Origin of the sequence: Amycolatopsis sp. NBC_01307, from assembly GCF_035975215.1 — a bacterium.
Classification (GTDB): domain Bacteria; phylum Actinomycetota; class Actinomycetes; order Mycobacteriales; family Pseudonocardiaceae; genus Amycolatopsis.
Window position 1 is genome coordinate 2,057,014 of the sequence record NZ_CP108403.1, and the last position, 12,015, is coordinate 2,069,028.

Here is a 12,015-nt window from a genome sequence, read left to right on the forward strand (position 1 = left end):
GCCGGTACCCGGCGGAACTCAGTCCGCGCTCAGGTGCGCCAGTGAGGTGACGACGCGGTCGGCGATGTCCGGCGGCCACACGAACGCGGGGGACACACCGCGCTGGTGGGCCAGTCCGTGCACGCCGACCCACAACGCGACGGTGTCGGCCGCGAGGTCGGTGCTGGTGGCGACGCCGGCGCTCACGCAGTCCGCGAGGGCGTCGTGGAGCAGCTCCATGCTCGCCCGGCCCAGGGTGGCCAGGTCGGTCTCGGTCAGGGAGCTGTCGGTCAGGTCGGGCATCCAGAGCCCGCCGAACATCGTGCGGTAGCGCCCGGGGTGTGCCTGCGCGTAGCCGAGGTAGCTGTCGCAGATCGCGACCAGCCGCTGCCGAGGGCCGGTCGCGGCGTCCCGGGCGGTGCGGAGTTCGGCGTCCAATTCGGCGAAGGCGTTGCGGACGACGGCCAGCATGATCGCGGGCTGGTCGGGGAAGTGGCGGTAGATCGACGGCGCGGCGATCCCGACGTGCCGCGCGACCGAGCGCAGGGTGATGGCGCTTTCGTCGCCCGTCTCGTCGAGCAGCTCGACCGCCGCCGCCACGATCTCGTCGCGCAGGCGGGCGCCCTCGCCGCGGCGGTTGCGGGTGCGGGTCGCGGTGCCTTCGGTGTCCATGCCGTCAGTTTACGCCATGAAACTTACAAGCGTTAGCTCTTGCGCTCGGTACGCTAACGCTCGTAGGGTTACGGCTGTAAGCACAACCGATCGGACGGAGCAGCCGCCATGGGAACCACCACTGTCACCACCGCCACCGAGGTCGTCCTGCCGGGCAAGGTCGAAGTCTCCGGCCTCCAGGTCCGCACCCGCACCCTTCCGGCGCCCGCCGCGGGCCAGGTCGTCCTGAGCATGGACGCGACCGGCGTTTCCTTCGCCGAGCAGCAGATGCGGCTCGGGAAGTACTTCAGTCAGCCACCGTTCCCGTTCGTCCCCGGCTACGACGTCGTCGGCACGGTCACTGCGACCGGCCCGGACGTCGACCCGGCCCTGGCCGGCCGCCGGTTCGCCGCGGTCACCAAGGTCGGCAGCTGGGCCAGCGCCCAGGTGCTGGCCGCCGCCGACCTGGTGGCGGTGCCGGACGGGGTCTCCGCGGCCGCCGCCGAGACCGTCGCGGTCAACGGCGTCACGGCCTGGCAGATGCTGCACCGGAACACCACCGTGCGCGCCGGCGGGACGATCGTGGTCCTGGGCGCCAACGGCGGCGTCGGCTCCACGCTCGCGCAGCTGGCCCGCCACGCCGGGATCACGGTGCTCGGCACGGCGTCGCCGCGCCACCACGCGGCGCTGCGCGAGCTGGGCGTGACCCCGGTCGACTACCACGACCCGCAGATGTACCGGAAGCTCCGTGAGCTCGCGCCGGACGGCGTGGACGCGGTGTTCGACCACGTCGGCGGGGCCGGCGTGGCGGACTCGTGGCGGCTGCTGCGCCGTGGCGGCACCCTGGTGTCGTACGGCACCGCGGCGTCCAAGGACACCGAGGGCAACTCGCAGCTGCCGGTGCTGAGGCTGTTCGCCCGGCTGGCGCTGTGGAACCTGCTGCCGAACGGCAAGAGCGCGCGGTTCTACAACTTCTGGTCGGGCAAGCGCCGCCTGAACACCTTCCGGGCCCGGCTGCGCGAGGACCTCACGCAGGTGCTGCGGCTGGTGGAAAGCGGCGTCCTGCGCCCGCAGATCGCCGCGGAGTTCCCGCTGTCGGACGCCGGTGCGGCGCTGGCGCTCGCCGAGTCGCGGACCGTCGCGGGCAAGGTCGTGATCGTGGCGGACCCGGGCCGGCCGTGACCCCGGGCGCCGGTCCGCCCCGCTCGCGGAACCGGCGTGGGGAAGGCGGCCGGCTCCGCGCCGAGATCCTGGCCGCCGCGACCGCCCTGCTCGACGCCGGCGGTGACCCGCGGGCCGTGACCCTGCGCGCCGTCGCCCGCCGCGCCGGGATCACCGCACCCTCGATCTACCGCCACTTCCACGACCGGCCCGCGATCCTGCTGGACGTCGTCCGCCAGGGGTTCGCCGAGCTGTCCGGCCGGGCCCGGACCGCCCTCGCCGACGCGGGCCCCGATCCCCGGCTCCGGCTGCACGCCGTCTGCCACGCCTACCTCGGCTTCGCCCGGGACCATCCCGAGCGGTACGGCGCCATGTTCGGCGGCACCTGGAGCCCGGAGGCCGCGCCCGGCGAGCTGGCCGCCCTCGGCGAAGAAGCACTGCGCGTCCTGACCGGCTGCCTCGCCGACTGCGTCGCCGCCGGGTACTGCACCAGCACCGATCCCGCCGCCGACGCGGTCGCGCTGTGGCTGGGCCTGCACGGGCTCGCCCACCAGCGCGCCGTCACCGACGTCTTCCCGTGGCCCGCCGACATCGTCGAGCGGATCGCGTTTCCCCTGTCCCGCCTCACTTCCGGAGGACTCCCGTCATGACCACCGCCATCGCCGCCGCCCCGGTCGCCCGCGCCGGGGACACCGACAACCGCGCCACCTACCTCAGCTTCGGCCTCGCGTACGTCTTCGGCCACGGCGCCGCCGCCGTGTCCGGGGGCGACGACCCGCTGGTCCGCCTGCCCGGGTGGCTGCCGATGACGCTGCTCGGCCTCGGGCTCGCCGCCGGCACCGTGTTCGCCACCCTCGCCGCGGCCCGGGCCCAGCGCGGCGGCGCCGACGTCCTCAGCGGCCGGCTCCTCGGCCTGTCCTGGGTCGGCGGCTTCACGGCGCTCTTCCTCGCCATCACCGGCCTGACGTCCACAATGGACTCGCCGGACCTGGCCACCGTGCTCTGGCCCGCCGGCTCCGGCCTCGTCGTCGGCCTGCTCTACCTGGGCGAAGGCGCCGTGCGCCGCAACGTCCTGCACTACGGCCTCGGCAGCTGGCTCGCCCTGGTCTCCACCGCCTCGCTCGCCTTCGGCACGCCCGGGCTGTTCTGGGTCCTCGCCGTCGCCGGAGGTGGTGGTTACGCGGTCGCGACCGTCCTCGAACACCGCCGGCTCGCCGAAGGTGCGAACCGCTGAGCGACGTTCCCGCTGCTCGAATTGTCGTTCGACAGTTTCGACGTTTCCGGTGACCGCCGGGGCGCCACCACTTTCCTCACGATCGAAAAGGACTGATCATGACCAACACCATTCTTCGCGGTATCGGCGTCGTGACCCTCGGCGCGGCGATGACGCTGTCCGCGCAGTCGGTCGCTTCGGCGAGTTCCGGGACCTATCAGGACTGCCGGGGCGTCACCGTCGACAAGACCGCGCCGGTGGTCAGCCGGGCGAGTGCGCTCATCAAGGCGCCGCTGGCGGAGATCTGGCGCCTGCACACGGACATCGACCACTGGCAGAGCTGGATCCCGGAGATCGCCCCCGCGCACAAGGAAACGCCGGGGCCGCTGCGGCCGGGCTCGGTGTTCTCGTGGTCGCCGCAGAACACGCACGCCGAGTCGACGATCAAGACCGTGAAGCCCTTGGGGTGCACCGCATGGGGCGCGCCCGTCAACGGCATCACCGGCGTGCACTTGTGGACGTTCAAGCCGACCGGGGACGGCGTACTCGCGACCACCGAGGAATCCTGGGCGGGCCCGCCGGTCGAAGCCGACGTTCCCGGTAATCAAAGCAGCCTCGACCAAGGCCTCGCCGACTGGGTGCACCGGTTGCGGGACACCGCCGAGGCGCGGTCCGGCTGTCACTGATCTCCGGGGAATGCCGGTGGCCTTCCGAAAAGGGAGGCTGCCGGTATTTTTACCGTCATCGCCCGGCCGGCGAATTCGCGTCCGAACCCGCCGCGCCCTGACAAACTCCGGTTTTACGGCGCTTGTTCCGGAAGAAACCGGGACCTGGCGCCGAAACCTTGCGCCCGCTCCCTCGTTGGGTGAGTATCTCGGATCAATCTGCACGTGCAAGAGCGTGAGCAGCGGCACGGGCAAGGGCATGAGCAAGAGCATGGGCGAGGGGGAGCGGTGACCGACGTGGTACCGGCGGAGGCCGGGGCGAGGGATGTCCCGGACGACGCGGTCCTGATCGAAGCGGTGCGTGGCGGGGACGTCGCGGCGTACGGCCGGCTGTACGACCGGCACTACGTCGCCGCTCGCCGGGTGGCGGCCGCGATCGCGGCCGACGCGGCGGAGCGGGACGACCTGATCGCCGAAGGATTCACCCGCGTACTACGGATTCTGCGCTCGGGGGAGGGGCCGAACGAGGATTTCCGGCCCTATCTCCTCACCACGATCCGGAACACGATGATCACCTGGCGCCGGCACGACGCGTCCGTCTCGGTGGTCGCCGAGGTGCCGGACGTGCTGCCGAGCGCGGGAAGCGACGAGCAGGTGGGCAGCCGGCTGCACGCCACCGTCGCCGCGGCCGCCTTCGCCGGCCTGCCCGAGCGGTGGCGGATCGTGTTGTGGCGCACGGAGATCGAGGGCGAGTCGCCGGCGCGGATCGCGCGGGACCTGGGGATGTCGCCGAACAGCGTCGCGGCGCTGGCCTACCGCGCCCGGGAGGGGCTGCGTCAGGCCTATCTGGACCAGCACGTCCCGGCGTCGCAGCGGCGGAACTGCCGCGACGTCGGCGGTCAGCTGGGCCGGTGGGTGCGCGACGGCATCGGGCACCACAAGGCGAGCCGGATCCGGACGCACCTCGACGGCTGCGCGGACTGCCAGGAGCTGGTCGCGAGTCTCCGGCGGCTCAACGAGGAGCTGCCCGCCGCGGTCGCGCACGTCGCGGCCTGATCGGGGCGGTGGACAGGAACCCGCCGACGTGCTGGGGTTGGGGTCCAAGCCGGACTGGGGCGGTCGGTGAATTTCCGCCCCTCGACGCCCGAGGAGCGCGGCCCTGAGCCTTTCCGAGTACCTCCGCGAGAACTGGATCGACGTCGTGAACGACGCGATCCTCCACGTGGACCTCACCCTCGCGGCGATGGCGCTGGCCGTGCTGATCGGGATGACGCTCGGGCTGCTCACCTACCGGCGGCGGTGGCTCGGCTCGATCGCGACCACGACGACCGCGGCGTTCCTCACCATCCCGTCGATCGCGTTGCTGGGCATCCTGATCGGCCCGTTCGGGCTCGGGCTGACGAACGTCCTGTGCGCGCTGGTGCTCTACGCGCTCCTGCCGATCACACGCAACACGATCGTCGGGCTGCGCGGCGTCGACCCCGCCGTGGTGGACGCCGCCCGCGGGATGGGGCTCGGCCGGGCGCGGCTGCTGTGGCGCGTGCGGCTGCCGCTCGCCTGGCCGGTGATCCTCTCCGGCATCCGCGTCTCGACGCAGATCACCATCGGGATCGCGGCCATCGGCGCGTACGTCAAGGGCCCCGGGCTCGGCAACGAGATCTTCGACGGCCTCGGCCGGTTCGGCTCGGTGAACTCGCTGAACCAGGTGCTGACCGGGACGCTCGGGATCGTGGTGCTGGCGCTGCTGTTCGACCTGGCGTTCGTGCTGGTCGGCAAGCTGACGACGTGGCGGCGTCCGCTCGCCAGGGAGGCGGCGGCGTCGGCCGACGCCGCGGGCACGGCCGGCGAGACGATCGAGCTGCGGGACCTGAGCAAGCGGTACCCCGGCCAGGCCGCGCCCGCGGTCGACCGCCTCACGATGCGGATCCCCGCGGGCGAGATCGTCGTGCTGACCGGGCCGTCGGGGTGCGGCAAGACGACGACCATGCGGATGATCAACCGGCTCGTCGAACCCACCTCGGGTGCCGTCACGGTCGGCGGCACCGACGTCTCGGCCCTCGACCTCGACGAACACCGGCGCCACACCGGGTACGTCATCCAGCAGGTCGGGCTCTTCCCGCACCTGCGCGTGGACGCCAACATCGGCGTCGTGCCGCGGGTGCTCGGCTGGACCCGGCGCCGCGTCGCCGCCCGCGTGGGCGAGCTGCTCGACGTCGTCGGCCTGACCCGCGAGCACGGAACCCGGTACCCGCGCGAGCTTTCCGGCGGCCAGCAGCAGCGCGTCGGCGTCGCGCGGGCGATGGCCGCGGACCCGCCGGTGCTGCTGATGGACGAGCCGTTCGGCTCCACCGACCCGATCACCCGCGCCCGGCTGCAGGACGAGTTCCTGCGCCTGCAACGGGACGTGCGCAAGACGATCGTGTTCGTCACGCACGACTTCGACGAGGCGCTCAAGCTCGGCGACCGGATCGCCGTGCTGCGGCCGCGGTCGGTGCTCGCGCAGTACGACACGCCCCAGGCGATCCTCGCCGCGCCGGCCGACGACTACGTCGCGGCCTTCGCCGGCTCGAAGCGGAACCTGAAACGGCTCGCGCTGATCCCGCTGGCGGACCTCGAACTCGGCGCGCCGGCGGACGGCCTGCCGCCGGTCTCGCACCGGGCCACCCTGCGGGACGCGCTGGACACCATGGTGCGCACCGGAAGCACCGCCGTCGTCGTCACCGATGGCGAGCGCGCACTGGGCGTGTGCGACGTGCCGCGCCTGATCGCGGCACTCCAGCCGGCGGAAGGGACGCCCGCGCCCACGGTCCCGGACGCCGGGGGAGCGCCCGATCCGCGTCCGGACACCGAGGTGCCCGAACGGTCCCGAAGCCGGCTCGGGCTGCTGGTGCGCCCGGTCCTGCTCGCCCTCGGCCTGCTGGCGCTCTACCTGATCGTGCGCGCGCAGCCGCTCGACTCGATCGAACAGCGCTACCTCAACGCCGGCGAGATCTTCACCGAACTGGGCGCGCACCTGCGGCTCACGCTGATCTCGACGGTCTGCACCATCGTCATCGCCCTCCCGCTCGGCATCCTGCTCACCCGCGCGGGCGCCCGCTGGGCCCGGCCGGTCGGGCTGGGCCTGGGCAACCTCGGCCAGGCGATCCCGTCGATCGGGCTCGTCGTGCTGCTCGCGCTCTGGACCGGCACCGGCACCGCCACGGCGGTGACGGCGCTGGTCGTCTACGCGACGTTGCCGGTGCTGCGCAACACGATCGTCGGGCTCGACGGCGTCGACCCGACCCTCGTCGACGCCGCGCGGGGCATGGGCATGACGAAGACGGCGATCCTGTGGCGGATCGAACTGCCGCTGGCCGTCCCGGTGATCCTCGCCGGGATCCGGACGGCGCTGGTGCTCACCGTCGCGAGCGCGACGCTGGCCACCTTCATCGACGGCGGCGGTCTCGGCGGCGGGCTCGTCGCCGGGATCGGGCTGTACCGCCCGATCCTGAGCCTGACCTTCGGCATCGTCGTCGCCGCGCTGGCGCTCTTCGCCGACTGGCTGGGCCTGGTCGCCGAGGAGGTCCTGCACCCGCGCGGAATGTAGCTCCCCCACTTCAAGGAGGCTCCACCCATGCTCCAGCGCACGACAGCCGCCGTCCTCGCGTTCGTCGCGGCGGCGGCGCTCACGGCCGGGTGCACGATCGGCAAGGACGAGACCGGCGCCCAGGTGGGCGCGGGATCCATCAAGAAGATCGACGCGTTGAGCGGCGCGCAGATCCGCGTCGGCTCCAAGGAGTTCGACGAGCAGCTGCTGCTCGGCCAGATCGCGATCGTCGCGCTGCAGGCGGCCGGGGCGAGCCCGCAGGACAAGACCAACATCACCGGCTCGAGCAACGTCCGCCAGGCGCTCACCAGTGGCGCGATCGACCTGTACTGGGAGTACACCGGCACCGCCTGGATCAGCTACCTCAAGCAGACCAAGCCGACCGCCGACCCGCAGGCGCAGTACGACGCGGTGAAGCAGGCCGACGCGGCGAACCAGGTCACCTGGTGGGCCCGTTCGCCGGCCAACGACACCTACGCCCTCGCCGGCAACCCGGCGGCCCTCGCCAAGACCGGCGTCAAGACGATCTCGGATTACGCGGCGCTCGCGCAGAAGGACCCGGCCGCGGCCTCGACGTGCATCGGCCCGGAGTTCAAGAGCCGGGACGACGGCTTCCCGGGTGTGGAGAAGACCTACGGGTTCACCTTGCCCGAAGCCCAGGTGCACGTGCTGAACGACGCCGTCGTCTACACCAGCATCGGCAAGGGCGACCCCTGCGGCTTCGGCTCGGTCGCCTCCACCGACGGGCGCGTGGCCGGGCAGAAGCTGACCGTGCTCGACGACGACAAGCACTTCTTCCCGACCTACAACCCCGCGATCTCGATCACCTCGGCGATCGCGCAGAAGTACCCGCAGCTGGAGCAGGTCTTCACGCCGATCGCCGCGAAGCTCGACACCGCGACGCTCACGGACCTGAACAAGCAGGTCAGCGTGGACGGCCGGAAGCCCGCCACGGTGGCCCACGACTGGCTGAAGGCGGCGGGCTTCATCAGCTGAACCGCCCCGCCGGCGGGGCGGTCGGTATGCTTCGAGCGGCGGGTGACGCGCACCGTGGTGGGCGTCACGTGTCGACGAGGCTTGAGAAGACAGGCACACCGTTGACGAGCGGGCCGGACCGCTCAGCGCCTGACCGGACTTCAGGTACAACGGAACGAGAGCGGGCCGATGTCTTCAGCGAGCGCCGACCGGCTGGCCGGCGACCCGGCCCCGGCGGACGCCGACCTGCGGGACCTGTTCGGTCAGTCCACCGCGTTGTTCGCCTCGCTGAGCGGGCCCGCCCACGTGCTGGAGGCCGCGAACCCGGCGTTCGGCAAGGCCGTCGGCAGTGCCGGCCGGCTGGCGGCCGGTCGCCCGCTCGGGGAGCTCGTGCCGGAGCTGACCGGGCAGGGCCTGCTCGACCAGCTCGACCGCGTCTACCGCACCGGGCAGCCGTTCACCGGCCGCGACGCCCGGGTGCTGCTGGGGACCGGGACCGACGTCCGGGAAGCGTTCTTCGACTTCACCTACGAACCCCGCCGGGACGCCGCCGGCGCGGTGACCGGCGTCCGCGTCATCGGCGTCGAAACCACCCAGATCAAGCACGCGCAGCGGCTCACCGCCGAGCACCGCGCGCTCCTCGAGCAGATCGCCCGGCAGGCCCCGCTGGCCGACGTGCTCGACGGCATGGCCGCCACCATCGAGCACCTCACGCCGGACGTGCTCGTCTCCGTGCTGCTCGCCGACCCGGACGGCCGCCACCTGCGTCACGGCGCGGCGCCCAGCCTGCCCGGCTTCTACAACGAGGCCATCGACGGGATCGCCACCGGCGAAGGCGTCGGCTCGTGCGGCACCGCCGCCCACCGCCGGCAGACGGTGATCGTCACCGACATCGGCGAAGACCCGTTCTGGGCCGACTTCCGGGACCTGGCCGGCCGCGCCGGGCTGGCGGCCTGCTGGTCGACGCCCATCCTCGGCCGCGACGGCCGGCTGCTCGGGACGTTCGCCATGTACCACCGCGCGCCCCGCGCCCCGCAGGCCAACGACCTGGCCCTCGCCCGTCTGTTCGCCGAGACGGCCGCACTGGCCATCGAACGGCACGAGGCCGAGCGGGCCCGGCTGGTCGCCGAGGAGAAGGAACGGGCGATCCGCGACGACCTGGCGTTCCTGCTCCACGCCAGCACGGCCCTCGCCGCGGATCTGGACCACGTCCAGACCCTGCAGCAGCTCGCGGACCTCTACGTCCCCAAGCTCGCTCCGCTGGCGGTCGTCGACATCGTCCAGGACGGCCACCTGCGCCGGGTCGCCCAGGCCGCCGCGGACCCGTCGCCCGCCGACCCGGACCCGGAGATCGGTGGCACCGTCGCGGACGTGCTGTCCTCGGGCCGGACCGTGCGCGCGGCCGGACCGGGGCCGGGCTTCACCGAGTCCCTGTGCGTCCCCCTCACCGAGCGCGGGCACACCTTCGGCGCGGTGACCCTGTTCACCACCAGTGACCACCCGTTCGACGAGCACGCCGTCACGCTGGTCGAAGAGCTCGCCCGGCGCGCGGCGTCGGCCGCCCGCAGCGCCCGCCAGTACCACCAGCGGGTCCGGCTCGCCCGTGACCTGCAGGCCGGCCTGCTCATGCCCGACCTGCCCGAAGTGCCCGGCGCCGAGCTCGCCACCTTCTACCACCCGGCAGGCGAAGGTCTCGAGATCGGCGGCGACTTCTACGACGTCTTCGAGCTGGACGACCGCACGTGGGCGTTCATGCTCGGCGACGTCTGCGGGCGGGGCGCCAACGCGGCGACCACGACCGCGCTGATCCGGCACACGGCCCGCGCCGTCGCGCCGCTGCTGCGGGACCCGACGGCCGTGGTGACCGCCATCGACACCGCGCTCAGCAACCGGCCGCACGCGCACGGCACCGACTTCGCGACGCTCGTCTACGGCCACCTCGCCCGCGACGCCGACGGGCTCGTCCTCGACCTCATCCGGGCCGGCCACAACCTGCCCCTGCTGCTCGACGCCGACCACCGCATCCACGAGCTGGACATCCCCGGCCGCCTGCTGGGCATCCACACCACACCGCGGCTCACCGAGCGGCGGATCCGGCTGCGGCCGCGCGAAAGCCTCATCCTGCTCACCGACGGCTTCCTCGAAGCCCGCGACCCGGGCCGGGAAGAGTTCGGCGACCGGCGGCTCGTCGACGCGGTGGCCGCCGCGCCCCGCCACGCGACCGCCCAGCAGCTCCTGCACGCGATCACGTCCGCGGTCCGGGCGTTCACCGGCGAAGCGGAGGCGGCCGACGACCAGGCCGCCCTGATCATCACCGCCCGTGACTGACCGACATGCAGTGCGACGGGTAGTCATCCACTCACCGGGACGGTGCTGCGTCGGACGTGGCACGGCTGTACCGTCATGGGGCAGCGGTTCAGCCCGGGAGCCGTCGCACCCCGAACCCGCGGTCCCCGCTTGGGGCCGGCGTGCGACCGGACTGGTGCCCCTGTGGTTTGGCCTCACGGTCCACCCGAGGAGGCCCTCCGCCGTGTCCGAAACCCGGTCGCCCGACCCGTCCGGATCGACCGCGTGCTTCCGCATCACGACCAGCGCCGGCGCGACCGTCCTGGCGGCGGCCGGTGAACTCGACCTGACCGTCACCGGCCGGCTCGCCGCACTGCTGCACCGCGAGCTCGGCCTGGGCCCGGCGGCGATGGTGGTCGACGCGACGGCGGTGACGTTCTGCTCGGCCCGCACCGTGACCATCCTGGTGACGACCGCCGCCGACGCGAAGGCCGCCGGGATCCCGTTCGCGATCGTGACCCGCAGCAGCGCCGTCCTGCGCCCGCTGACGGCGCTGGGGCTGGAGCGGGAGCTGCCGGTGCACGGCGACCTCAGCCAGGCGCTCGCGTGGCTCGAGCTGCTGCCCCAGCTGGCCGAGCCGGTGACCGAAAGCTAGGCGCTTCCGCCGTCAGCCGCAGGCCCGCTTCGACGAGAAGCCACCCGAGGCGCGCCCGTCGCGTTCCTGCTCTTCGCCGGTACTGCGACCGGCCGGCGGCCTGACGCAGCTCCGCCTCGCGTTCGCGGACCAGGCCCTCGGCCAGCAGAAAGTGCGTCACGATTCATCCCCCTCAGCCGGACCTTCCGGGTCCTCCGGTCGCACCTGCCGCGGGAACGCCGACCAGTGCGTGATCACGTTGTCGTCGCCCGGCCGCGCGTCCCGGCGGTAACGGTCGATCACTGCTTCGACCTCGGCGCTCATCGCCGCCGTCTCCTCGGGAGTCAGCGACAGCCTCCCGTCGTCGAAGACGGCCTTGTCGTGCCACCGGTCCATCCACCGCGGAAGCTCGCTGAGGAACTGCGTCTCGGCCTGGTAGCGCTGCTCGAGCGAGGACCGCAGGAACGTGTTCAGCGGGCCGGCCAGGTCGGGATCGTCGATGAAGTCGACGGCCCGCATCCGGGTGGACTGCTGCGCCGAGCGCCACCAGCGTTCGCGCTTGTTCCCGCGTCCGGTGTCCTCCTCGACCAGGCCGGCTTCGGCCAGCAGCCGCAGGTGCCAGCTGGTGGTCCCCGAGCTTTCGCCGACGCGTTTGCCCAGCCCGGTCGCGGTCGCCGGGCCATCCGCCTGCAGCAGTTCGAGCATCCGCATCCGCAACGGGTGGCCCAGCGCGCGCAGCATCCGTGCGTCGAGCGGTCGCGACGCCTCCCGGCTGTTCTCGGTCATGCCGCTACCGTAGACCACAGAGGATCCTATGCAAAGGATTCTCTGCAATCTGCGGAAGAACCGGCTCGGGACCCGCTCG

11 protein-coding genes are annotated in these 12,015 nt (G+C 72.7%); 9 read left to right on the plus strand and 2 right to left on the minus strand.

The genetic code is table 11. The annotated features are described in order from the left end of the window. Positions 1-18 precede the first annotated feature (18 nt). On the minus strand, positions 19-651 hold the full coding sequence (locus OG439_RS08850) for a TetR/AcrR family transcriptional regulator (protein WP_326948884.1): 633 nt from the start codon (positions 649-651) through the stop codon (positions 19-21). A 108-nt stretch (positions 652-759) separates the two neighbouring features. Here OG439_RS08850 and OG439_RS08855 point away from each other — a divergent pair, with 108 nt between their 5' ends. From OG439_RS08855 to OG439_RS08905, 9 genes are all read left to right on the plus strand, one after another. Further along, positions 760-1,812, plus strand: coding sequence for a medium chain dehydrogenase/reductase family protein (locus OG439_RS08855; protein ID WP_326948885.1), 1,053 nt, complete (start codon positions 760-762; stop codon positions 1,810-1,812). Continuing rightward, a complete protein-coding gene (locus OG439_RS08860) occupies positions 1,809-2,441 on the plus strand; it encodes a TetR/AcrR family transcriptional regulator (protein ID WP_326948886.1) in 633 nt (210 codons plus the stop codon). Before OG439_RS08855 ends, OG439_RS08860 begins: the two co-directional genes overlap by 4 nt. Next, positions 2,438-3,025 carry an ABC transporter permease gene (locus tag OG439_RS08865; RefSeq protein ID WP_326948887.1) on the plus strand — a complete coding sequence of 196 codons (588 nt, stop codon included), beginning with the start codon at positions 2,438-2,440 and terminating at the stop codon, positions 3,023-3,025. The genes OG439_RS08860 and OG439_RS08865 overlap by 4 nt, the downstream gene beginning before the upstream one ends. Before the next feature lie 98 nt (positions 3,026-3,123). Next, positions 3,124-3,690 (plus strand): SRPBCC family protein, encoded by a 567-nt coding sequence (locus tag OG439_RS08870; protein WP_326948888.1) that lies wholly within the window; start codon positions 3,124-3,126, stop codon positions 3,688-3,690. Positions 3,691-3,957: 267 nt separating this feature from the next. Continuing rightward, complete coding sequence (locus tag OG439_RS08875; protein ID WP_326948889.1) at positions 3,958-4,725, plus strand: sigma-70 family RNA polymerase sigma factor; 768 nt, start codon at positions 3,958-3,960, stop codon at positions 4,723-4,725. Between the two features lie 145 nt (positions 4,726-4,870). Then, positions 4,871-7,255, plus strand: a complete 2,385-nt coding sequence (locus tag OG439_RS50045) for an ABC transporter permease subunit (protein WP_442792291.1) — start codon at positions 4,871-4,873, stop codon at positions 7,253-7,255. A 27-nt stretch (positions 7,256-7,282) separates the two neighbouring features. After that, the gene (locus OG439_RS08895) at positions 7,283-8,251 is read left to right on the plus strand and encodes a glycine betaine ABC transporter substrate-binding protein (protein ID WP_326948890.1); all 969 of its coding nucleotides are present in this window, start codon (positions 7,283-7,285) and stop codon (positions 8,249-8,251) included. A 168-nt stretch (positions 8,252-8,419) separates the two neighbouring features. Beyond that, positions 8,420-10,558, plus strand: coding sequence for a SpoIIE family protein phosphatase (locus tag OG439_RS08900; RefSeq protein ID WP_326948891.1), 2,139 nt, complete (start codon positions 8,420-8,422; stop codon positions 10,556-10,558). A 202-nt stretch (positions 10,559-10,760) separates the two neighbouring features. Then, positions 10,761-11,171 (plus strand): STAS domain-containing protein, encoded by a 411-nt coding sequence (locus tag OG439_RS08905; RefSeq protein ID WP_326948892.1) that lies wholly within the window; start codon positions 10,761-10,763, stop codon positions 11,169-11,171. Positions 11,172-11,327: 156 nt separating this feature from the next. Here the strand turns inward: OG439_RS08905 and OG439_RS08910 are convergent, their stop codons facing one another. Beyond that, a complete protein-coding gene (locus OG439_RS08910; RefSeq protein WP_326948893.1) occupies positions 11,328-11,936 on the minus strand; it encodes an ArsR/SmtB family transcription factor in 609 nt (202 codons plus the stop codon). Positions 11,937-12,015 lie beyond the last annotated feature (79 nt).